General features: G+C 64.3%; 17 protein-coding genes and 1 pseudogene. 4 read left to right on the top strand and 14 right to left on the bottom strand.

What is annotated here, in order from left to right; translation table 11 throughout:
- Positions 1 to 481: 481 nt before the first annotated feature.
- Positions 482 to 2,189, bottom strand: a pseudogene (locus tag PQR02_RS12125) (site-specific integrase).
- On the opposite strand from PQR02_RS12125, the gene PQR02_RS12120 reads away from it, so the two are divergent.
- Positions 2,173 to 2,421 carry a hypothetical protein gene (locus tag PQR02_RS12120; protein WP_408230286.1) on the top strand — a complete coding sequence of 83 codons (249 nt, stop codon included), beginning with the start codon at positions 2,173 to 2,175 and terminating at the stop codon, positions 2,419 to 2,421. The pseudogene PQR02_RS12125 and the gene PQR02_RS12120 sit on opposite strands and share 17 nt — an antisense overlap.
- Positions 2,422 to 2,541: 120 nt before the next feature.
- Here the strand turns inward: PQR02_RS12120 and PQR02_RS12115 are convergent, their stop codons facing one another.
- The 3 genes from PQR02_RS12115 to PQR02_RS12105 all read right to left on the bottom strand — a co-directional run bounded on the left by PQR02_RS12115 (position 2,542) and on the right by PQR02_RS12105 (position 7,271).
- Positions 2,542 to 5,322, bottom strand: coding sequence for a winged helix-turn-helix domain-containing protein (locus PQR02_RS12115; RefSeq protein ID WP_408230283.1), 2,781 nt, complete (start codon positions 5,320 to 5,322; stop codon positions 2,542 to 2,544).
- A gap of 271 nt (positions 5,323 to 5,593) precedes the next feature.
- On the bottom strand, positions 5,594 to 6,574 hold the full coding sequence (locus PQR02_RS12110; RefSeq protein ID WP_408230280.1) for a pyridoxamine 5'-phosphate oxidase family protein: 981 nt from the start codon (positions 6,572 to 6,574) through the stop codon (positions 5,594 to 5,596).
- A 55-nt stretch (positions 6,575 to 6,629) separates the two neighbouring features.
- Positions 6,630 to 7,271 (bottom strand): glutathione S-transferase family protein, encoded by a 642-nt coding sequence (locus tag PQR02_RS12105; protein WP_408230277.1) that lies wholly within the window; start codon positions 7,269 to 7,271, stop codon positions 6,630 to 6,632.
- 109 nt (positions 7,272 to 7,380) lie between these two features.
- Here PQR02_RS12105 and PQR02_RS12100 point away from each other — a divergent pair, with 109 nt between their 5' ends.
- On the top strand, positions 7,381 to 8,295 hold the full coding sequence (locus PQR02_RS12100; protein WP_408230274.1) for a LysR family transcriptional regulator: 915 nt from the start codon (positions 7,381 to 7,383) through the stop codon (positions 8,293 to 8,295).
- A 151-nt stretch (positions 8,296 to 8,446) separates the two neighbouring features.
- Positions 8,447 to 9,331, top strand: a complete 885-nt coding sequence (gene purU, locus PQR02_RS12095; RefSeq protein ID WP_408230271.1) for a formyltetrahydrofolate deformylase — start codon at positions 8,447 to 8,449, stop codon at positions 9,329 to 9,331.
- Between the two features lie 102 nt (positions 9,332 to 9,433).
- Here purU and PQR02_RS12090 read toward each other — a convergent pair whose 3' ends face one another.
- The 10 genes from PQR02_RS12090 to PQR02_RS12045 form a co-directional block, all read right to left on the bottom strand.
- Complete coding sequence (locus PQR02_RS12090; RefSeq protein WP_408230268.1) at positions 9,434 to 10,291, bottom strand: glycine betaine ABC transporter substrate-binding protein; 858 nt, start codon at positions 10,289 to 10,291, stop codon at positions 9,434 to 9,436.
- Positions 10,292 to 10,437: 146 nt separating this feature from the next.
- On the bottom strand, positions 10,438 to 11,691 hold the full coding sequence (locus PQR02_RS12085) for an FAD-binding oxidoreductase (RefSeq protein ID WP_408230265.1): 1,254 nt from the start codon (positions 11,689 to 11,691) through the stop codon (positions 10,438 to 10,440).
- Between the two features lie 33 nt (positions 11,692 to 11,724).
- On the bottom strand, positions 11,725 to 13,029 hold the full coding sequence (locus PQR02_RS12080; RefSeq protein WP_408230262.1) for an aromatic ring-hydroxylating oxygenase subunit alpha: 1,305 nt from the start codon (positions 13,027 to 13,029) through the stop codon (positions 11,725 to 11,727).
- Between the two features lie 73 nt (positions 13,030 to 13,102).
- A complete protein-coding gene (locus PQR02_RS12075; RefSeq protein ID WP_408230259.1) occupies positions 13,103 to 13,894 on the bottom strand; it encodes an electron transfer flavoprotein subunit beta/FixA family protein in 792 nt (263 codons plus the stop codon).
- The gene (locus PQR02_RS12070; protein ID WP_408230256.1) at positions 13,891 to 15,060 is read right to left on the bottom strand and encodes an electron transfer flavoprotein subunit alpha/FixB family protein; all 1,170 of its coding nucleotides are present in this window, start codon (positions 15,058 to 15,060) and stop codon (positions 13,891 to 13,893) included. Before PQR02_RS12070 ends, PQR02_RS12075 begins: the two co-directional genes overlap by 4 nt.
- A gap of 4 nt (positions 15,061 to 15,064) precedes the next feature.
- Complete coding sequence (locus PQR02_RS12065; RefSeq protein ID WP_408230253.1) at positions 15,065 to 17,005, bottom strand: (Fe-S)-binding protein; 1,941 nt, start codon at positions 17,003 to 17,005, stop codon at positions 15,065 to 15,067.
- Between the two features lie 2 nt (positions 17,006 to 17,007).
- Positions 17,008 to 19,071: an oxidoreductase gene (locus PQR02_RS12060; RefSeq protein WP_408230250.1), complete on the bottom strand. Its 2,064-nt coding sequence runs from the start codon at positions 19,069 to 19,071 to the stop codon at positions 17,008 to 17,010.
- Between the two features lie 102 nt (positions 19,072 to 19,173).
- Positions 19,174 to 19,710, bottom strand: coding sequence for a DUF5943 domain-containing protein (locus PQR02_RS12055; protein WP_408230247.1), 537 nt, complete (start codon positions 19,708 to 19,710; stop codon positions 19,174 to 19,176).
- Positions 19,711 to 19,752: 42 nt separating this feature from the next.
- On the bottom strand, positions 19,753 to 20,724 hold the full coding sequence (locus tag PQR02_RS12050; protein WP_408230244.1) for a dipeptidase: 972 nt from the start codon (positions 20,722 to 20,724) through the stop codon (positions 19,753 to 19,755).
- 18 nt (positions 20,725 to 20,742) lie between these two features.
- Positions 20,743 to 22,017 (bottom strand): serine hydroxymethyltransferase, encoded by a 1,275-nt coding sequence (locus tag PQR02_RS12045; RefSeq protein ID WP_408230241.1) that lies wholly within the window; start codon positions 22,015 to 22,017, stop codon positions 20,743 to 20,745.
- 465 nt (positions 22,018 to 22,482) lie between these two features.
- Between PQR02_RS12045 and PQR02_RS12040 the strand changes: the two genes are divergently transcribed.
- Entirely contained in the window at positions 22,483 to 23,478 is a 996-nt protein-coding gene (locus PQR02_RS12040) for a GlxA family transcriptional regulator (protein WP_408230238.1), read from the top strand.
- Positions 23,479 to 23,604: the final 126 nt, after the last annotated feature.

Here is a 23,604-nt window from a genome sequence, read left to right as displayed (position 1 = left end):
GCGCAGGAGTGCGGCATTCATCCACGCGGTCGATCGCGTGGAAAGGCAGGATGGCGCAACCCTCACAATCACCAGAAGCGTACGATTTCAAACCGTTGATCGCTTCGTCAGGACGGGTCGGCTCCGCAGAAGGGAAAAGCGTTGGGGCATCCTTTCCCGAAAGGCCGGCTCGATTAAGGGTAGGCGATGCGCTTCACATTTTCTAGACTTCTGATGCGCCTTTTAGCATCCGTGATTTCATACGTATGATGATTCCGGTTGGCAAGGGCGGTACAACCATGACGCGATCATTCAGGCACCCGAATGAGTGCGCGCGCAGCGACGTTGCGCATTGATGGTGTGCGATGAATAAAGCCGCTCGAGTGCTGATGCATTCGCCACGCGAAGCCGGTCGCGAATGTTTGGAAAACCTTACTGAGCAAAAATCTTGACGATCCGCGACGGGCGAAATCACCTTGTGGATACGACGGTCCACGCCCCGTCATTTCCTGGAGCCGAATGCTTCGGCCATCTGCCGCGCGCGCTTGACGTCATCGCCATGCAGGTAAACGGACGTGGTCGAAACCGATGCATGCCGCAGGTTATCCCGCACCGTCGTCAGCTCCGCGCCATGCGCGAGCGCATGCGTCGCGTGCGTGTGCCGCATCCAGTGCGGACTCGCACGGCGCAATTTGCCGGCTAGCGGCGGATGGTCCGCGGCGATCTGCTCGGCTGCCATGGAGAAAAACCGCCGCAGCACCGCCCACAGCCGCACGCCGCTGATCGCCGCCGCGTCGTCGTCCAGACTGCCCACCAGCGGCGTGTCCGGACGCCACCGCAGCGGCGAAACGGGCAGCCGGCGCGCGAGCAGATACTGCGTGAGCGTCCCTGGCCAGCGCCGGCAACGCGACCTTGCCGGTTTTCTTGCCCTTTCCCGTGACGCGCAGCCAGTACTCGCCGCGCGCATTGGTTTCAATATGTTCGAGGTTCGCCCCGACCAGCTCGCTGGCCCGCAGGCCGGTCGCTAAACCGAAGTCGAGCAGAAAGCGCAAGCGCTGCGCAGCGGCTGCTGACCACCCCGCGAAGGAAGTGCCCGTGGGATATTCGAGGCCGTCGGCGATTGCGCGCACCAGCAGCCATTCGCCTTCGGTGAAAGCGCGCGATGCGTCGAGCGCCGTGGTGCGCGCGCTGCTTCGCACCTTCACACCCGCGAACGGATTGGCCAGTACATAGCGCTGCTCGATCAGCCAGCGAAACAGCGCGCCGAGTATCGACAGCGCATGAGCGGCCGATTGCGCCGAGAGGCCGCCAGCAAACGGACGCCAGTCCGCCGAGCTGCGCAGCCGCAGCGGCCCGACCCAGCGCTCGCGTGGTGCGGGTCGCCGCAGGAACGCGCGATAGGCCACGGCATCCTCGGTGGTCAGCGACGACAGCGCCCGCCCCCGTTCGAGGATGGCCCACAGGATCAGCCGCTCGGCTTCCTTGCGATAGGTGCGCTGCGTGGCCGCCGACTCGTGCAGCGACAGCCACGCCTGCACCGCCTCATAGTCGTTGTCTGCGTCGAGCGTGGAAGTCGCGCGCGGCGCGCGGAACGTGCCCGACGAACCATCGACCTCGTGCGGCAAGCGCAGACTTTCCCACGGGACGATGCTGCCCGGACCCCTGCTCGTCACCAGCGCGCGCGCCCGCTCCGTGAGTGCCGGGTGCGCCGCGAAAAATGCCTCGATCCGGCTCGCGCTGGCCGCGCCCAATCCCGGCACCGCCCTCCACCACTGACGACGGCGCGGAATGCGCACGGTCAGATCGGCAAGCGTCGCGATGCCCCGCGCGTGCAGCGCGCGCGTCGCCCGCGCCGGCAGCCACTGCTCAACCGGATCCGCGATCTGTGGCTCGGGTGGCCGCGCGTGGCGCAGCACTTCGATGGCCTGGGCGACGGCTTTCGCATACTGCCCGCGCGCGGCCGCCGGATGTGCGAGGAGCGCCGCGAGATCGTCGCGATGAACCTGCCGCGCCGCGCCGATGAGCGCCTGCCCGATCTGGCCGAGCACGCCGCGCGCCGAACCGCCCTGCCCGGTGCGCCCCGGCAGATAACGGGCTACGGCTGCGCGCGACGATAGTCCGGCGTGCCAGGCGCGTAATGCGGCAAGTGCGTCGGCGTCGGGAAAGTCGGCGGGAATGGAAGGATCGGAGACGGTGACGCGCGTTTTCATGGTCGCCAGTTTACCGAACAAATGGCGCTATTTGGATAAGAAAAGTTATCTTAATGCCACGAATATCTTCGACGATTTCGGCGTTTTGCCGATAGCTGGTGTGCTCGAAACATCTCCATTAAATATGGATACCTTATTTATTCGAGCCTCCATTCCAGGCAGAGAGCCCGATGGTGAGCAACCCCAACGTCGACGTGATGGTAGAACGATCCTGACCATCTCGCCACCTTGACAATGCACGCCTGGGCCACACGGGTCGCGTCGCACAGGTGATCTGACGGCAATCGAATTTGTTCGATGAGGCTCAGCACCGCTCCGCAGCATCTCTGGCGGGATGCCGCGTCCCTTACCACTACATGGCAGATCGGTCCTCTTCTACCCCGAGTCCAAAAACTCTCTGTACCGCTTCAATGCGTGAACTTACATCGAGCTTCTCGAAGATGTTTTTCAAATGCCACTTGACCGTCTCGGGTGCCAGTTTCAACGACCGGCCGATTTCCTTATTCGAAAGGCCGCGGGCAACGTGCTTGAGTACCTCGAACTCCCTCGCACTAAGAACATCCGGTGACATCGGCACGGCCTCAACATGCATGGGCGAGGCGGCCGGTGAATTGCCGAAGGCATCAAAAGCTGTCAGCAATCTGTCGGCATAGGCCGTTTCGACGTTAGAGACGTCCCCTGAGACCTGGCGAAACCGTTGCAGCAACGCGCGCACCGGCTGCCCTTCATCCACGAAGCTGTTAATCATGCCACTCGCCCTTCCCATGCATAGCGTTCGTTCGAATGCGCCGAGCGCTTTTTCGGAGGCTCCACATTGCGCGAGCGCGCATGAGAACAGTAGGGAGACCACAACCTCCGAATAGCGCCTGCCCGTAGCAGCGAGATTATCAAGCAAAGGAGTGAGAAGCTGAATGGCGTCATCTGCACGATCCCCGGCAATCAGCACGCGAGCCTGCAGGAGACAGTAGCTTGTCCAGGCGTCCACCGCGCACCCCGTCCGCCCTTCGCACAGTATGGGCACGCTCTTGCCTAGTTCATCGGCGATCTGCCTGGCTTGAGCAAGGTTGCCATCTGCAAGGAGCAGTCTCACCGTTTCGGCATCCAGCGCCAACTTCAGGCGTAGCCAGCGTCGGCTTACCGCGGCCTGTCGACCGTCTTCGAGAATAGCCAGCGCCGAACCCGTCTGCCCGTCGCGCCACAGCAAGCGTGCTGCACAGAGTATATGGCGCATCAAACCCGTTAGCGGCGAGCTCTCCAATGCAATAGTGGTGCGGCCCGCGATCATCTCGCGCGCTTCAGGCAACTCATTGCACTCATAGTAGATCGCAGCAAGGCAACTGGCCGCCCAGGTTGCGCAGGATGACGAGTGGCCCCACGCCTTTTCGATGCGGTGGAACATCGCCTCAAAAATCCGTCTTGATTCGGACAGATCGCCATGCACAAACGCAGCAACGCCGAACGACGAGCGTCGAAACATATCCGAGTAATCGGGCTCCTGACTCTGCTCAACTCGCTCGCCGACGGCGTCACGTATTTCACGTATCAGGTCGAACCTGCCCGCGTGCATCAAGCCGAAGAGCTGCGCGTACTGCGCGCAGCGCTGCACCCACGGCGCCGTAGGCGCCATTGAGGCTTGAGCGGCACACCCCAGTTCGAGCGCCCGCTCGCTTTCCTCCACCATGGTAGCGATCAGTGCGCTGACCGCGTTGATCTCCGCCAATGCCGCTTCTTCGAGCACGCGGCTATCTTTGCGACACTCTGGGCGAAATTCGTTGGTAACAGCATCAATTTCCCTCGAGGCGGCGTCCGGTTGAATCGAGAACACGAGCGCCCACGCTTTCGGCATGCGCAAACGAAGCCGTCCCTTGATGACATCCGGTGGCAGTTTTCCGATCCATCCTAGCAACGTGTACAACTCACCGCGCTCGAGCATGTCCGTCGCACAGTTCTCAACCCACTGTGCCGCCTGCTCGAGGTCACCGGCAGCCAAGGCATGTCTGACTGCCTCGGGCCAAAGACGTGCTCCTGCAAACCAATGGGACGCACGACGATGCAGCAACGGGACCTGCTGCGGCATCTGGCGGAGAAGGCGCCGCCGAAGTGCGTCGGACAGAAGCGCATGATAGCGGTACCAGTTCCGTGTTTCATCCAGCGGCCGGATGAACACGCTATGTCGCTCGAGCCAGTCAATCTTGCCCCCGCTTCCGCTTCCCTCGCCCATGATGGCATCGCACAACGCAGGGGCGAGTCGTTCAAGAATCGACGTGTACAGCAAAAACTTCAGCATAGGGCGCGGCAGATGAGCAAGCACGGTATCGTTCAGGTACGAATCAATTCCGGAACCGGCTCCGATCAGGTTACTGGCGACCCTGGCCGCATCGCCCACCTCGCGTAGTGCAAGAGAAGCCAGTTGCAAACCGGCGACCCACCCTTCCGTTGCCTCGTTCAGCAATTCAATGCTGGTCCGGTCGAGCAGCACAGCGCCTTTCCGGTCAAAAAACGCCTGCGCATCGGCGATCGAAAAGCGGAGATCGTCGACATCAATACGCACAAGTTCCTCTGGCGCTCTAAACTGGCCGACCATCAAGGCAGGCTCACCTCGCGCTCCAAGCAGGATATGCAGGTTTTCGGGGGCATAGCGAAGCAGACGGGACGTAATCGCAAGAACGGGTTTCGCAGTCAGACGATCGGCGTCATCCAGCACGAGGAAAACGCGCCGGCCGGATGCAGCGATCCCGTTCAAGAGTAATGAAATGACCGTTCTGATGGGGGTCAGCGGATCGTTATTGAGGATCTGTTGCGCTTGCGAGGAAATTTCCGCCGAGGCCCTGGCGAATGCGGCCACCAGATACGCACCGAACTGCTGCGGATCATCGTCTTCTCCGTCGAGACTGAGCCAGGCAACCGGATGCTTTTGCTCCGACAGCGCTTCACACCATCCCGCAAGCAATGTCGTCTTGCCGAAACCCGCCGGGGCGGTCACGACGGTTATACTACGCGCCGGTCGCTTACACAGCCGCTTGAGCAACACGGGCCGTTGCACGCAGCCCGGCGGAAGGCGTGGCGCGATCATTTTGGTCTGGATCAGCGACACGCTCCATTGGCGATCAGTACTTTCTGAAGAGACTTCCATGATCACGCTCCCCCAACACGAGATCGCCCATCGAAGACTCGAAGTCTCGCGGTGGATGCTGCCATCATTGTAAACCTTTGATCGACGGGGTTAAGCGTGCCAATTTTCGCCTTCACCGGGCCGGCTGATACCGGCATGCGGATCGGCAGAAACTGCCCTGCCTTGAACGACGGCAAGGGCGCACCATCGATCGATTCGAAGTAAAACGAGCGAACCGCTGGCGTTTCGTCGAGGACCGCCGCGACCTTCAGCTTCCGACACGACGACTGACTCACCGGCTCACGCTTCGCAGACGCAACTGCGGAGCCAGTTCGGCCTCGGACCACCGGAACGGCAACGCGCCGAGACTGCGGCGCACTTCGTCGATATGAAACCGCACGAGCCGTTCCGCGCCTTCGAACGCCGCGAGCTCGGCGCCGTCCCACACCACTTCGGCCCGCACCGCGAGATAAAGCAGATCGCCCGTCGCGAAGTCGATGAACAGCAAACCGGCGCGCGGATCATGAATCAGGTTGCCGATCGTATTGAAGAAGCGATTGCCGCTGTAGTCGGGGGTCGTCAGTGTATTCGCGTCGTCGACACGAACGAAGCCCGGCGCACCGCCGCGATGCGAGACATCGGCGCCGCGCGCGAGCCCCGCCTCTTGCGCGAGATTCGCGCTCGCAATGAAAAACGTGTCCGCCCGCGCCACTAGCTCGCGGTCCGCGTCGCCGAGGTGCGTCGCAACTTGCACAGCTTGAGCGGGCGCCTTCGCGCCGCGCTCGATGAAGGTCGGCGTGCGGCTCTGGATGTACTTCGCGCAGTTGCCAAAGCTCTGCGTCACCTCGACCAGCAGCGTGTCCCCTTGCGCCGACTTCACCACGCCGTTGATCCGGTTGCGGCGCCGGGTCTGCGGCTGCAGTCCGAGGCCGCCGAGCATCGCGCCGCTGTGCCAGTGCCCCGCGAGCGGATCGCCGGGCAACTCGCCGCCTTCGATGCGCAGCGTTCGCGCATCCGGCGTCGACACGAACCCCGGCGCGGCGGCGCGCAGCGTCGCCCACGGCTGGCCTTGGCCATCGACGCCGCCGAACACCATGAACGGCTGCTCGGCGAAGAACCGCCGATGCTGCTCCGGCAGGTAACGGCGAATCCCCCGGCGTCCCATCGACTCCGCCTGGCTGCTCACCCCGACGCGCTGCTGCACGGCCTGCTCGCCCGCATGAAACGGCGAAGCCTCGACGCCCCAGCCATCCAACGGGATAAAAGTAGACATGATCGGACTCCAGCCAGAAAAGAAAACCGTCGCGCGTGCACCGTGGATGCGGCGATCACACCGCGAGCAGCCCCGCTTTCGTCGACGGCATCGCGATGAAACCCGGCAACGCTTCCACCCGGCGCAGCCACGCACGAATGTTCGGATACGCCTGCAGCGACACGCCGCCTTCCGGCGCGTGCGCGATATAGGTATGCGCGGCAATGTCGGCGATCGTCACGTGATCGCCGGCCGCGAACGGCCTGGCGGCCAGTTCAAGCTCGATCACGTCGAACAGTTTGAGCGCGATGTGCTTCGCGCTCTGATGATCGAGCGGCGCGCCGAATACCGTCACGAGCCGCGCGGCGCACGGGCCGTAGGCAATCTGCCCGGCGGCGAGCGAAAGCCAGCGCTGCACCGCCGCCGCGCCGAGCGGGTCGTCCGGCAACCAGGACGGGTCGCCGTACCGCTTTGCCAGATAGACGAGAATCGCATTCGAATCGAACAGTGTGAGGTCGCCGTCCTGGATGGTCGGCACCTGGCCGAACGGGTTCAGCGCGAGGTAGTCCGGCTTGCGGTTGTCGCCCGCTTTCATGTCCAGTTCGACGACTTCGAACGGCAGGTCCAGCAGCGACAGAAACAGCTTCACGCGGTGCCCGTGTCCGGACAGCAGGGTCGTATGCAGCCGGATCGGCTGGGCGGGTTTGGCAGCGGGCATGTCGGACTCCGGAGTTCGGTGAGGTGTGCAACGAGGATAGGCGCACGCATCATGCGGCGGAAGCCCGATAATCCGGGAAACACATTCAATCGATGATGGACAATCGACCATGGCCGACCTACGCGACGTCAACCTGAACCGCCTGGCGATCTTCGTCGCGGTCGTCGACGCGGGCTCGCTGACCGCCGCCGCAGCCCGGCTGGGGCTCGCCAAGACGATGGTCAGCACGCACATGCAGCGGCTCGAAGCCGAGGTGGGCGCGAGCCTGCTGGTGCGCACGACGCGGCGCCTGGGCGTCACGGAAGCGGGCCGCGCGTTCTATGAAGCGAGCGTGAAGATTCTGCGCGCGGCCGAAGAAGCGCTGAATGCCGTGAGCGGCGAAGCAGCGCCGGTGCGCGGCACGTTGCGCGTCAGTTCGCCCATCGATTACGGCGCGCTGGTGGTCGCACCCGCCTTGGTCGACCTGCGCCGCACGCATCCGCAACTCGACGTCGAATTGCTCTGTACCGATCAATACGTCGATCTGATCGCGGACGGCATCGACGTCGCGATCCGCCTCGGGCGGCTGGCGGATTCCAATTACCGCGCGGTGAAGCTCGGCAGTTTCGTCAAATGGGTCGTCGCGAGTCCGGAGTTCATCGGAAAATGGGGGCCGCCGCGCGCGCCCGCCGACTTGCCCGCGCTGCCTTTTTGCGCATTGACGGTGCTGCCGCGCCCGCTGACGCTCGATCTGCGGCGCAGCGACGGCGACGGCGAAGCGCAAAGCGTGCGTTGCGAAAACGCGTTTCTGACCAACACAGCCGACGCCTGCCGCGCGGCGACGCTCGCGGGCGGCGGTTTCGGGCTGTTGACCGATTTTTCGTGCAGCGGCGATCTCGCGGCCGGTCGGCTGATCCGCCTGCTGCCGCAGTGGGCAACCGAATCCGCGAGCATCCAGGCAGTGTTTCCGCCCACCAGTCATCCGCCGGCGAAAGTGCGCGCGCTGATCGACACGCTCAGGCAACGGCTCGCGGGCGCCGCCTGAAGCGCGGACGGCTGCGCCGCTGACGCTCCCGTTCCAGTGCAACGGCGCTTAGCTTCTATCCGCGCGGGGCGCCGCCTTGCTCTACTGCGAGGATGGATGCCGCATGTCGCGGCGTCGCCCTTTCGTCCATTTTCGTCCATCTGGAGAGCGCATGTCCGTCGATTCCCGTCCCGCTCAACTGGTCCTCACCGTCGCGTGTCCGAGCGCGGCGGGCCAGGTTGCCGCCGTCGTCGGCTTTCTCGACCGGCATCATTGCTATATCGACGAACTCACCGTGTTCGACGACGACCTCAGCGAACGCTTCTTCGTGCGCTGCGTCTTTCATGGCACCGGTAGTCCCGCTAGCGGCGAAACGCTGCACCTCGCCGCGCTCCAGCGCGAGTTCACGCCGATCGCCGAGCGCTTCAGGATGACATGGGCGCTGCACGATGTCGGCACGCGGCCCAAAGTGCTGATCATGGTCTCGAAGCTCGAGCACTGTCTTGCCGATCTGCTGTTCCGTTGGCGCATGGGCGAACTGAAGATGGATATCGTCGGCATCGGCTCGAATCATCGCGATCTCGAACCGCTCGCGCAACAACACGGCTTGCCGTTTCATCATCTGCCGATCACGCCCGACACGAAGCCGCAACAGGAAGCGCGCTTACTCGATCTGTTCGAAACGTCGGGCGCGGAATTGATGATTCTCGCGCGCTACATGCAGATTCTGTCCGGTGCGACGAGCCGCGCCCTAGCCGCGCGCGCCATCAACATCCATCATTCGTTCCTGCCCGGCTTCAAGGGCGCGAAGCCTTATCACCAGGCGCATGCGCGCGGCGTCAAACTGATCGGCGCAACGGCCCACTTCGTCACCGACGATCTCGACGAAGGGCCGATCATCGAACAGAGCGTCGAACGCGTCGATCATTCGTACAGCCCGGAGCGGCTGCTCGCGACGGGACGTGATGTCGAGTGCCTGACGCTCGCGCGAGCGATCAAGGCGTTTGTCGAACGGCGGGTGTTCATCAACGGCGATCGGACGGTGGTGCTGCAATAAAAAAGCGCCGCTGAAAAGCGGCGCTATCGTTGCAATCGTGCGCAGAAAGCTACGGATTAGCCGCTTCAGCGAAGCGGCGCTCCGTTCACCCGGCTTACGCGCTCACTTCACCCAACCATCCACGCGATCGCCATGCGCACTGATCCACGCATCGGCGGCGGCAGTCGGCTTTTCGCCGTTTTGCGTCGCCAGCATCACGCTGTCGATCTCACCCGGCTTCCATTGAAACTTCTTCAGGAACGCGACGACCGGCGGCGCCTTCTTCTCCAGATCGGGATTCACCACGCTGTCCACGTGCTCGGCCTCGCCGAACACCTTCTTCGGATCGTCGAGGAATTTGAGCTTGTACTTCGCGAACATCCAGTGCGGCTTCCACCCGGTCACGATGATCGGTTTGCTCGCCGCTTCCGAGCGCGCCAGTTCCGCCGTCATCGCGCTGCCCGAACTCGGCATCAACTGATAGCCGAGCCCATAGGCCTTGATCGCCTCGGAGGTTTTCTGCATCACGCCCGCGCCCGCGTCGATGCCGACAATGCGCGCGCCGAACTCCGCTTTCTTCGCCTCCAGATCGCCGACCGTCTTCACATCCGCGTTGTCCGGCACGATCAGGCCGATCTTCGCGTCGTTGAAGTTCGGGCCGAGGTCGACCACCTTGTCCTTGAAGTTGTTCCAGTAAGCGCCATGCGTGACCGGCAGCCACGCGGACAGCGTCGCGTCGAGGTCGCCGCGCGCCACGCCCTGCCACATCACGCCGGCCGCGACCGGCACGAGCTGCACCTGGTAGCCGAGCCGCTTTTCGATCACGCGTGCGGCAACGTTGGAGGTCGCGACGCTGTCGTCCCAGCCTTCCACGTAGCCGATCTTGATGGTCGGTTTCGTATCGGCCGACACGCTCACGGTGCTTGCCGCCAGCGCCGCGCCCAACGCGCTCGCCACGAATATCTTTCTGATCAGTCTCATCGCCGTTCTCCCGTTTGCCTTCAACACAACAACCCATTGAACATTCAGAATCGCCAGCCAGAATTGCCGGGTAGCGTTGATTTGCGACATCCAGTTGTCCGCACGCGACTTCGGCCCGCGTTTTGCGTGCGCTTCCTGCTTACCTCTTACTTATCGACGAGGAGATCGCTCAAAGGTTTGCTGCAGCACAGCAGCACCATACCCTGATCGATCTCACGCTGACGAATGCCGCCCGCGTGTTTCATCGCGACTTCACCGGACACGAGCTTGACCTTGCAGGTGCCGCACATGCCTTGCGTGCACGACGCGGGCAGCCGCACGCCCGCTTTCTTCGCCGCGTCGAGCACGTGCTGGCCGCTCGCACATTCGATCTCGCGGTGGCTTTTGACGAAGCTCACCTTGAAGCGCGTTTCCGTCTCGACCTGCGCGGGTTCAGGCGGCGGTTCGAACTCCTCTGTCCGCGCACGCGCCTGGGCAAAGCTCCCGGCAGTCACGGGCGCGCTCGCATGCCGCAACGCGTCGGCGACATGCACCGTAGTCAATGGCGCGGCCACTTCGCTGACGGTCTCGAACGAGAAACTTTCCTCGTGATAATGGCCGCGATCGAAATCGCCCTCGTCCAGCAGCTTGCGCACTGCCTGCATATACGGCGCGGGTCCGCAGGTGAAAACCTCGCGCTCCCGAAAATCCGGCGCGATCAGCTTGAGCAGCGGCAGGCTCAGAAAGCCGGTCACGCTAGGCCAGTTGGTGCGCGCGCCGACGCGCTCGCAAACGAATGCCGTGCGGAAATGCGCATGATTCGACGCGATCAGATCCAGCTCGCGCGCGAAGATGATGTCGTCAGGAGTACGGGCGCTGTGCACGAACACGATGTCGCTATCCTCGCCGAGTTCGTGATGCGCCCGGCTCATCGACATCAGCGGCGTGATGCCCGAGCCCGCCGACAGGAACAGATACTTGCGCGCCGGATGCCGCGCGCAGGTGAACTCGCCGGACGGCCCCAGCACGCGCACCGGCATGCCCGCATGCAGATGGTCGTGCAGCCAGTTCGACACCTTGCCGCCCGGCACGCGCTTCACGGTGATCGAGATCGTGTGCGGCCGCGTCGGCGGCGACGAGATCGTATAGCAGCGGTTGATCGCTTCGCCGTCTATTTCCAGCTCCAGCGTGATGAACTGCCCCGGCTCGAACACGAACGCGCGCTCGGACGGCGCGCGGAAGAAAAAGCTCTTCACGTCGTGCGTTTCGTCGCGCACGTGGCAGCACACCAGCGTGTCGTCGGCATCGCTGTTCCAGCGCGCGGGCAGGGTCTCCCAGAAGCGCGGCTGGGTGACCCGGCTCGCGGCGCGCGGTAGCACCGGCTCGGTGCTCAGCTGAAACGTCGCCTGATCGCGCATCATTGTTCTCTCCCGCTCGTGGTTGCGCTATCGCGCTCAGCGCATGAAGGACACGACTTTCTCGCCGTGCGAAAGCGGCCCGGTGTCGAGCGTTTGCGGCGCATTGCCGTAATCCGCGAGACGGCCGATGTACCACTCGCAGAACTTCTCGACAAGACCCTCGGTGAACGGCGAATACGGCCCCGGCTCATACGCGCTGCTCGTAGCGCCTCGCTGCGAATACTCGACGAGTGCGCGGTCCTGATCGTTGGTCGCGCGCCAGACGGCGGTCAGATTGTCGAGCTCGTAGTCGATGCCTTCGCGGGCGTCTTTGTGCACGAGCCACTTGGTGCGCACTAGCGTCTTGCCCGCCGAAAGCGGAATCGCCGAAAAGCTGACGATGTGATCGCTCATGAAGTGATGCCACGAATTCGGCTGGGTCCAGAACGACAACCCGCCGAGATCGGCCTGCTCGAAACCGCCCAGCAGCTTCTTCGACGCGATCCTCGCATCCAGCGTTTGCGATTCGCCGTCGCGATCGAGCGGCAGGCGTTGCGTGCGAAAGCCGGTGACGAGATCGGCCAGCCGGTCGATTTCCGCCGACGGCAACTGCATCGCTTCCCATTGCGCGGTGCGGCGCGCGACGGTCGCTTCGAACGCGGCCATGCCTTCCTCGTTGGCGGGCGTGCGCTGATAGCCGAAGCCGTATTCGTACAGCGAGACGGTCAGCTCCGGATGGTTCGCGACGCAGTGATAGCACTCGCGATTGTTTTCCATCGTGAGCTTCCAGTTGCCCTCTTCGATGATGTCGATCGACGCCGCGATCTTGCAGCCGGCCAGATCGTGCGGCAGCAGATACGGTTCCATCGCGGCGCGCATCACGGCGAAGTCGGTCGGCGGATGCTCGGCGAGGCAGATGAAAATCAGCCCCGCGAGATTCTCGACGTGCACCGCCTTCAGGCTATGTTTGCAGCGGTCGAACTGCTCGCCCATGTGTTCGGCGAACATCAGATCGCCGTTCAGGCTGTACGTCCAGCTGTGATACGGGCACACGATATTGCCGAGCGAGCCCTTGCTGGTATTGCACAGGCGCGCGCCGCGATGGCGGCACACGTTGTGAAACGCCCGCACCCGCATGTCGTCGTCGCGCACGATCAGGATCGAATCGTGGCCCAGCTCCACCGTCACGTAGTCGCCCGGCTCCGGCACATCCGGTTCCACCGCGACCTGAATCCAGTGCTGGCGGAAGATCGCGTCCATGTCGAGCGCGAAGATATCCTCGCTCGTGTAGAACGGCGCTTCCAGTGTGTGATCCTTTTTGCGGCGTTCGATCATCGCGCGAACGTCTGCCGAAACTTTCATGGTGTGCTCCGTTGCATGTCACGTCTGGCGCCGCGCCAGGCCCTCCTGGTCGCATGCTGGCCCGAACCGGAATTCAGTAGTCCACCAGTTGATGCTCGCGCAAATACGCGAGGATCACTTGTGCTTTTTCGACGGAACTCCCTTCAATTACGACGCTGCCACCACGGCTTTCGGTCGTCGTCGCCGAGAGCATGCGAGCATGCCCGGACCGCTTTTCGGCGGCGGCGAGGCGCACCGGTTTCGCGGTCGCGGGACGGATGGTCCATGCGAGGTCGTCGGGGTTGCTTGCGTGCGGATCTGTTGCGGTTTGCGCAGCGCTCACGCGCAGCGACCCTTCGCGTAGCCGCGCATACGCATAGGTCGGCGCGGCATCGGCTAATGGATGCACCGCGATCAGCGCGGGTAGTTGCACTTCGACCCGCCGGCGCAACCCCTTCGGCATGAATTGCAGGACTTGCGCGCAGCCGTCGCGCAGGCTCAGGTGGACGGCGCCGCCGACCAGCGGCATCTGCAGCGCGTGCGCGACGCGATAGGGCAGCATCCCGCTGTCGAACGCGCCTTCCGCGCGCGTGCCGGTCAGCACGAGATCGTAGCCTCGCAGACGCGCGGCGAGCAGCGTCGTCGCGTCGGCCGGCGAGGCGGACGTGCTGCCAATATCAAGCACCTCGACCGTGCGCGCGCCGAGCGCCAGATACTCGCTCAACGCAGGGTTCGACGCATCGCCCGCGTGCAGCACGTCGAGCGTCGCGCCGTGCGTCTTCGCGAGCGACAACGCGATGGTGAGCGCGGCCGCATCGTTACGGCTATAGCGCGCGGTGCCGCTCACTGGATGACGGCCCACCGAAACCAGCACGGCGATCTTCATGCGAGCGCTCCTTCAGCGACGGCGGTTGAGTTGAGCAACGCAGTACCGGTTCCGCGCGCGCTGCGCGCCGCGGCCGCTGCTTCGTTGAGCGCCGCGATGGTTTCCTGCGCGTCGGCGATCACGGTCAGATTCGCGCGCTTCGCGATCGGCGCGCTGGCGTCGAGATTCACGGCGATCACATGGCGGCAACTCTTGATCCCTTGCAGGTGCTGCACCGCGCCGGAAATGCCGAACGCGATATACACGCTTGCCTCGACGGTCTTGCCGGTCGCGCCGATCTGCTTGTCGCGCGTGAACCTGCCGTCGTCGACTGCGACGCGGCTTGCGCCGATCGCCGCGCCCAGCGTGGCGGCCAGTCGCTCGAACGCGGGCACGTCGCTCACGCCGTTGCCCGCTGACACGATAAAGTCGGCCTCTTCGAGCGCCAGTTGCGCCGCGTCGATTTCGTCGATGCCGAGATCGCGCACGGCGCTGACGGTCGCAGCCGCAGCGCCGTCGAAACGCCACTCGACCCGCTCGCCCGCGCCGACGAATGGCAGTTTCGGCTCGACCGCATTCGGCGCGAGCAGCACCACGTGCGGTAACGTGCGCTCCGCCAGCGCTGTATTCGCGTGGATATAAGCGGCCACGTGCGCGGCATCCAGTTCGACGACATGCGTCGCGACACTGGCATTGGCGGCGGCCGCATAACGGCGGCCGAGGTCGCCGTCGCCGGTCGCGTTGTCGGGCAGGAAGACATGCAGCGGCGCATACGCCGCGACGCATGCGGCCAACGCGTTCAATTCGTCGAACGGCGCGAATGCGCGGCGCTCGAACATCGGCAACACGACCAGTTTGTCGGCGCCGAGCGCGGCTGCGTCGCCGCTGAATTCGCCGAACACCAGCAGCACGACTTCGGTGCTCGCGTCGGCGATCAGCGCCGCGCCGGCCAGCGTCTGGCGAGCGTGTTCGTCGAGCGCGCCACGGTCCGCGTGCGCGGCCACCAGCAGCGCGCGTTGCGGCGCGGCCGTCGTGCGGCGCGGCTTCGGTGGTTCGCGATGCGCGGCGCCGGGCACAGTGAATGGCAGCGCACCCGCCGCACCGGTCGCGCCGAGCGTGATGCGTCTGAGTCCTTCTGCCGTCACCGTGAACGGCCGGCGCGGGTCGATTCGTTTGAGCGTGTTCATCGCGTCACTCCAGCGCCGCAGCAACCAGTTCGGCGACGTCCAGCACTTCCGGACGCGGCCCCACCACGCCTTCGAGCATCGCCGTGCAATTCGGGCAGCCCACCGCGACGATCTCCGCGCCGGTGGCGCGCGCGTCGTCGATGCGGATATCCGGAATGCGCCGCTGGCCCGGAATATCGGTCAACGGCGCGCCACCGCCGCCGCCGCAGCAGCGCCCGCGCATGCCGTTGCGCTCCATCTCCACCACCTTGATGCCGATGCTTTTCAACACGCGGCGCGGCGCTTCCGTTTCACCGTTATAGCGGCCCAGATAGCACGGGTCGTGATAGGTGATCTTGCGCTGCGTGAACGCGGCGACCGCGCGCGGCGACAGCTTGCCGTTCGCGACCAGCTCGTCGATCAAGGCGGTGTGGTGCTGCACCTCATAGAAGCCGCCCAACGCGCGATACTCGTTGCGCAGGCTATGCAGCACGTGCGGATCGGCGGTGACGATCTTGCCGAACGAGTACTGCGCCAGCGTGCCGATCAGCTTGTGCGCGAGCTGCTGGAAAGTCGCTTCGTCGCCGAGACGCCGGGCCGTGTCGCCGGTATCGGTTTCGACGCCGCCCAGCACCGCGTAGTCGATGCCCGCGCGGTTCAGCACCTTGACCAGCGCGCGCAGCGTGCGCTGATAGCGCATGTCGAACGCGCCTTCGCCGGCAATCAGCAGCACGTCCACACGACGTCCCGGCTGCGCGACCTGCACCTGCAGATCCACCGCCCAGTCATAGCGCGCGCCGATGTCGTAGCCGTTCGCGCTGCCGGTCTCACGCAGATTCGCGAGCGTGAGCGGCCCCTTTCCCGGCACCCTGCCTTCGACCAGCGTCTGATTGCGCCGCATGTCGACGATCGCGTCGACATGCTCGATCAGCATCGGGCACTCCTGCACGCAAGCGCGGCAGGTCGTGCAGGACCAGAGCGTGTCCGCTTCGATCAGACTCGAAATCAGCGGCTTGCCGGGCGCGCCGGCATGCTTGCCGATCGCGATGCCGGGCGTCGGGCTGCCCGCATAGTCGGCATCCGTGCCGCCGACCATGCCTGTGACCAGATCCTGGATCAGCTTCTTCGGGTTCAGCGGCTGGCCGGCGGCGAACGCGGGACAGGCGGACTCGCACTTGCCGCATTGCACGCACGCGTCGAAACCGAGCAACTGGTTCCAGCGAAATTCGACCGGCTTGCCGACACCGTATTCCTTCGCGTCGAGCAGCGGCGTCTTCAACGCGGTAGGCGGCACCGTATCGAGGCCGGTGCGTTCGCTGCGCTCATTGCGTTCGTGGTGGTCGGCAAAGCGCTCCTGGCGCGGATGAAACGCGAGGTGCAGCAGGCCCGCAAGCGCATGCTTCATCGGACCGCCGCGCGCCGCGCCGAACGTCATCGTGAAGGCGCCCGCCGCGATCAGCAGCGCGACGACCACCGCGAGCGCGCCCGACATCGCCGCCGCGGGCAGCACGATGAACAGCGCAAGCCCGAGCGCGAACGACCCGAGCAGCAGCGGCAACTGATCCCACGGCCCGCGCGAGAGCCGCGCCGGCACCGCCTTCGCGCCATGCCGGCGGCGCCATACGAACACCGCGCCCGCCAGCATCACGAGCGCGGCCAGCAGGATCAACTTGTCGAGCCACGGCGAGTAGATCGCTAGACCGTAATTGACGAACACCAGCGCCATCGCGAGGATCGCTCCGCCGGCGGTGGCCACGTGCGTTCTCGCGATGTACGGGTCGCGCGCCACCACGTGATGCAGGTCGACGAAGTAGCGCTTCGGAATGGCCAGCAGATTGGTCCAACCATAAGCGCCCGCCGGGCTCGCGCGGCCTTCGCGCCAGTAAGCGGCGCGTCTGGCGAGCGCGAACGCGAGTCCGGCTACCGACATCCACAGCAGGACGGTGATGACAAACACGGGGCTCATCGTCAGAAATCCTTGCAAAGGCGCAGCGCGTCGTAGATCGCGCCGTGAATGTTGTGCATCGAAATGCAGTCGCCGACGCGAAACAGCAGGAAGCGGCCATTGCCGAGTGCTTCGCCGAGCCACGGCTGCGGCTCGGACGCGAACAGCTTGTGCACGTCCACTTGCCCACGGTTGAGCGACTCCGGCTTGAGCGTCCAGTAAAGCTGATCGTTCGGCGTGCTGCCATTTTCGATCACCACCTGATCGACCGCGCGCTCTTCCTGCTCCTCGGTGTACTCGTTGCGGATCACGGCGATCTTCTTGCCGTCCTCCTCGAAGACCTTGTCGAGCCAGTAGTTCGGCGTATGGATCACGCCCTGCGCGTAGAGCCGCCGGTAGAAGATCGGGAACGTGGTGCCGCCGACGTCGTCGGCGACCTTCACGTCGGGCGTCACGATTTCGACGTTCGAGCCGCGGCTCGCGATGAAATCGGCGACGCCCGCGCCGGCATGTGTGCTGACGCCGTCGTACACGAGCACGTTCCTGCCCGGCTCGACCTTGCCCGACAGCACGTCCCACGAACTCACCGCCAAGCCGTCCGCAACACCCCACCCCGCCACTTGCGACGTGAACGCCGAGCCGCCCGTCGCCAGCACGACGATGTCCGGCTTCTCGGCCATGATGGTTTGCTCGTCGGCGGCGACACCGAGACGCCGGTCCACGCCCAGGCGCTTCGTCTCCATATCGAACCAGCGCACGATGCCCGCCATCTGCTCGCGCTGCGGGGCCTTCGCGGCCAGCATGATCTGGCCGCCCACATAGTCGTTCTTCTCGAACAGCACCACGTCGTGACCGCGCGACTTCGCGACGCGCGCCGCTTCGAGTCCGGCCGGGCCCGCGCCGACCACCACGACCTTGCGCTTCGGCCCGCGCGTCTTCGCGATCACATGCGGCATGGTCGCTTCGCGCGAGGTCGCGGCGTTCTGCACGCACAGCACGTCAAGCCCGTTGTATTGCCGGTCGATGCAGTAGTTCGCGCCGACGCACTGCTTGATCTCGTCCTCGCGGCCGTCGCGAATCTTGATGACCATATGCGGATCGGCGATCTGCGCGCGCGTCATGCCCACCAGATCGACCATGCCGCTCGCCAGCAGCCGCTCGGCCTGGCCCGCGTCGCGAATGCTTTGCGCGTGCATCACCGGCAGCTTCACCACCGACTTGATGCCGGCCGCGAGATGCACGAACGGCTCGGGCGGCAGCGCCATCGGCGGCATGCAGTTGGCGAGCGTGTTGTGCGTGTCCGCGCCCGAGCCGATCACACCGAGGTAATCGATCAGACCGGTTTCGCTCATCGCCTGGGCGATCTCTTTGAGTTGCTCGTGATCGAGCCCGTCCTCGTGGAACTCGTCGCCGCACATGCGCAGGCCCACGCAGAAGTCCGCGCCCACCGCCGCGCGCACCGCCTTCAGCACCTCGGTGCCGAAACGCAGACGGTTTTCGAGCGAACCGCCCCATTCGTCGCTGCGAAAATTGGTGCGCGGACTCCAGAACTGATCGATCAGATGCTGGTGCGCGGCGGAGATTTCGATGCCGTCCATGCCCGCGTCCTTCACGCGTTTGGCGGCCGCCGCGAAGTCGTCGATGATGCGGCGGATCTCCTCCACTTCGATGATCTTCGCGTTGCCGCGATGCACCGGCTCGCGCACGCCCGACGGCGACATCAGATGCGGCCAGTGCTCGCCGTGAAACGCCGAGCGGCGTCCCATGTGGGTGGCCTGGATCATGATCTTCGCGCCGTGCGCATGCATCGCTTCGGCAAGCCGCGCGAGCGGGTCGATGATCCTGTCGGTGGCCAGATTCACCGACTTCCACCAGCCTTGCGGGCTGTCGATCGACACCGGGCTCGAACCGCCGCATACTGCAAGCCCGACGCCGCCCTTGGCCTTTTCTTCGTAGTAGCGAATATATCGGTCGCCGGGCAAGCCGCCCGGCTCCGCATAAACTTCCGCATGCGCGGTGCTGACGATGCGGTTGCGCAAGGTCAGCTTGTTCAGCGTGAGCGGTTTGAAAAGGTTCGGGTAACGCATCGCGGTCGACCTCGGAATGGATAGGCTTGTTGCGCTCAGCCGTGCCTGCGTGGGTTGCGCGGGGTTGCTCTGGTTTGCTCTGGGTTGCGACAACCGCCGCCCTCAGGGCGCGGCCGGCGACACTTCAAACACGCAATGCGCGTGGCCTTCCGCCGCGCAGCGCGCTTCTCTCGAATGCGACGGCGGCCCTTTGCGCGCAGCGTCCGGCGCGGTGTCGTTGACCCAGTCCATCGCGCCTGCGAACCAGCCGGCGAACATGTAGCAGAGCTTGCCGACCTTGCCCGGCTGCGCGAGCACGAACGACGAATGATGCAGTTCGATGCGCGCGCGCGAATTCCGCGGGTCCGCTTCGGTGATCGTGAAGATGCCCCAGCCGCGTTGCGACAGACGCTTCAGGTAGTGCTCGAACACCGCCATGCCGCTGATGCCGTGCTGTTTGGCTTCCTTGTCGCACCAGAAATACGCGGACTTGTAGCCGGCCTTGTAGAGAATCTCCGCATACGCATCGAGGCCGAGCGCTTCCTCGACGGCGGTGTGATTGTTCGTGAAGAAATGGCGCGGCACGTAGAGCATCGGCAGCGCGTCGGTGGTCCAGACGCCGGTATTCGCGTCGACGTCGATAGGCAGTTGGGGTTGCATGTGGGAACTCCTTTTTATGTGCTCGATCGGTTGGCTGAACGCTCAGACTTTCCAGACTTCGCCGAACACTCGCACCCAGTTTTCGCCCATGATCTTTTTGATGCGCGTGTCGCTCCAGCCGGCGCGCTCCATTGCGGCGGTCAGATTCGGAAACTCGCCGATCGTGCGGATGCCTTCGGGATTCACGACCTTGCCGAAGTTCGTCAGTTGGCGGTAGCGGCCCTTGTCATGCGTGATCCAGTCGAAGAACTCGGCGCTGTAGCCTTGTGTGAAGTCCGTGCCGATGCCCACCTGGTCTTCGCCGATCAGATTCACCACGTAGTCGATCGCCTCGATATAGTCGTCGACGGTGGCGTCCGGGCCGCGCTTGAGGAACGGCGCGAACATCGTCACGCCGACGAAACCGCCCGCGTCGGCAATCTCTTTCAGTTGCTCGTCGCTCTTGTTGCGCGGATGTTCTTTCAGCCCCGACGGGCAGCAATGCGAATAGCACACTGGCTTGTTCGACGCGGCGATCGCTTCGGACGAGGTCTTGCCGCCCACATGCGAGAGATCGACCATGACGCCGACGCGGTTCATCTCCTGGATCACTTCGCGGCCGTAGCCGGACAGGCCGCCGTCGCGCTCGTAGCAGCCGGTGCCCACGAGGTTCTGCGTGTTGTAGCAAAGCTGCACCACGTTCACGCCGAGGTCCTTGAACGCCTCGATATAGCCGAGGTTGTCTTCGAACGCGTGCGCGTTCTGGAAGCCGAAGATGATGCCGGTTTTGTTCTCCTGCTTCGCGCGGAAGATGTCGTCGGTGCTGCGCACCAGCGTGAGAATCTCGCCGTACTGGCGAATCTGCTGCTTCATTTCGGCGATGTTGTCGACGGTCTTCTGGAAGCTCTCCCACACCGAGACCGTGCAGTTCACCGCGGTCACGCCACCCTTGCGCATATCCTCGAACACCGAGCGCTCGAACTTCGAAATGTTCAGACCGTCGATGATGATGCTGTCGTCGTGCAATGTGCTCATCGTTTGCTCCAGGCGTACTCAATAAATGGGGAAGCGCTCGCACAACGCGAAAATCTCGCGGCGCACGCGTTGTTCGGTGGCCGCATCGCCTTGCGGGTGGTCGCGCAGTGCATCGAGCACCTCGACGATCAGCCGCCCGATCTCGCGGAACTCGCTCGCGCCGAAGCCGCGCGTCGTGCCCGCCGGCGTGCCGAGGCGGATGCCGGACGTGACCGTGGGTTTTTCGGTATCGAACGGGATGCCGTTCTTGTTGCAGGTGATGCCCGCGCGTTCCAGCGCCTGCTCGACCTGATTGCCCTTCAGGCCCTTGGGCCGCAGATCGACCAGCAGCAGATGGTTGTCGGTGCCGCCCGTCACCAGCTCGACGCCGCCTGCCTTCAGCACGTCGCCCAGCGCCTGCGCATTGGCGAGCACGTTGTCGATGTAGGTCTTGAAGCCGGGTTGCAGCGCCTCGCCGAACGCCACCGCCTTGCCGGCGATCACGTGCATCAGCGGGCCGCCCTGCAAACCCGGGAACACCGCCGAGTTGATCTTCTTCGCGATGTCTTCGTCATTCGTCAGCACAAAGCCGCCGCGCGGGCCCCGCAAGGTCTTGTGCGTAGTCGACGTGACCACGTGCGCGTGCCCGAGCGGATTCGCATGTCGCCCCGCCGCGATCACACCGGCGACGTGCGCCATGTCCACCATCAGCTTCGCGCCCACGCTGTCGGCGATTGCACGCAGCCGTGCGAAATCCAGCGCGCGCGGATAAGCCGAGAAGCCGGCGATCAACAGCGCGGGCCGGTGTTGTTGCGCGAGGGTCTCGATCTGCTCGTAGTCGATCAACATCGATTCGCGCTTGACGCCGTATTGCACCGCATTGAACCACTTGCCCGACAACGCAGGCTTCGCGCCATGCGTCAGGTGGCCGCCCGCGTCGAGCGACATGCCGAGCACCGTGTCGCCCGGTTTGAGCAGCGCGAGCATCACCGCGCCGTTGGCCTGCGCGCCGGAGTGCGGCTGCACGTTGGCGAACTGCGCACTGAACAACTGCTTGATGCGATCGAGCGCCAGCGTCTCGATCGCGTCCGCGTATTCGCAACCGCCGTAGTAACGCTTGCCCGGATACCCTTCCGCATACTTGTTGGTCAGCACCGAGCCTTGCGCTTCGAGCACCGCGCGCGACACGATGTTTTCCGACGCGATCAGCTCGACTTGCGACTGCTGACGTTCCAGCTCTTTCAGAATGGCGCCGCGCACCGCCGCATCACGCGCGGCCAGCGAGTCTTGGAAGAAAGGATTCGGGTTCGACATGGAAGGTCCGTGGGGTGGTTGACCAAAGGCCGGTTGCGGCGCCTGACACGTTGCTGCCGCCGGTCTGCATTGCGTCTATTCTTGACTCTCGCCCCACATGTCAATTTACGAATTCAGACGTGTTCTTTACCTTTTCCGCCATGCGCGTCCTTTTTCGACAAGTCGGCATGCAGAGCCGCGGCGCGAACATTCGGCTGCGACTGGCGCGGCGGGATATAACGAATGAAATGCTCAATGAACGCCGCGCATCGGCTGCACTGCGACTGATCGCCGTGTGCCCTTCGAGTGCGCCGCACGCGTGCACCGGCGCCGTTCTGGTGCCGTTTGTTTAGCTATCCAAGCTGTTTCTCCGGCAACCGAGGGTTTAGCCTGATGGCACGCTAGTTGCGCTACTGCTCAGAATTGCAGGAGTCGCCGCTCCCCACGGCAACGCGACATTACAGATTCGAAGGAATCATTCCCCCCATGTCCACCGATCGCATCGCGTCGTTGTCGCACTTCGCCTTCATGCCGGTTCCCAACTTCACGATGATCGCGTTCACCAATGCGATCGAAGTGCTGCGCATGGCGAACTATCTGACGGGGCAAACCCTTTACCGCTGGTCGATCGTGAGCCCCGAAGGCGGTCCGGTCATGGCGAGCAACGGCCTGTCGGTCGACACCGGTCCGGTCGAATGCGTCGACCTGCCGGACATCGTGTTCGTGGTCGGCGGCATCGACGTGCAGCGCTCGACCACACCGGCCCACCTGTCGGCGCTGCGCCGCTTCGCACGCATGGGCAGCATGCTCGGCAGCCTGTGCACGGGCACCTATGCGCTCGCGCGCGCCGGTTTGCTGGCCGGTTACGCGTGCGCGATTCATTGGGAGAACATGTCGGCGCTCAAGGAAGAGTTTCCCGACACGCGCTTTCTGAAAGAGCTGTTCGTGGTCGACCGCGATCGCGTCACCTGCACGGGCGGCGTCGCGCCGCTCGACATGATGCTCAACCTGATCGCGCCGCGCGTCGGCACGGCGCGCGTCACGCAGATCGCCGAGCAGTTCATCGTCGAACATGTGCGCGACACCAGCGCGCAACAGAAAATGCCGCTCGTCGCGCGGCTCGGCTCGGCCAACAAGTCGCTGTTCGAAGTGATCTCGCTGATGGAGAACAACATCGAAGAGCCGCTGTCGCGCGAAGAACTCGCGCGGCTCGCAGGGATGTCGCAACGGCAATTGCAGCGGCTGTTCCGCGAACATCTGGGGATGACGCCCACGCACTACTATCTGACGCTGCGTTTGCGGCGCGCGCGCGAACTGCTGCTGCAAACCGATATGTCGATCATGCACATCACGATGGCTTGCGGCTTCCAGTCCGCGTGCCACTTCTCGAAGAGCTATCGCGACGCATTCGGCACGGCGCCCACGCGCGAGAGGCGCAAGCAGGCGCCGTCGCTTGCTGCGGTGCCGATTCTGGCGGCTTGAGGCGAGCGGTTCGGCAGGACGTTTTTCTTCGCAACAAAAAATAAACGCGCTGAACGGATTTCCGCTCAGCGCGTGCGTGGCTATCGCCATCCGGTTGCGTGCATCAGCTCACGCTTCAGCCCAGCA

Source organism: Paraburkholderia sediminicola, assembly GCF_046026895.1.
In the GTDB taxonomy this organism is placed as follows: domain Bacteria; phylum Pseudomonadota; class Gammaproteobacteria; order Burkholderiales; family Burkholderiaceae; genus Paraburkholderia; species Paraburkholderia sediminicola_C.
The sequence above is the reverse complement of the archived record's forward strand: the minus strand, read 5'-3'. Positions and strand labels throughout refer to the sequence as shown.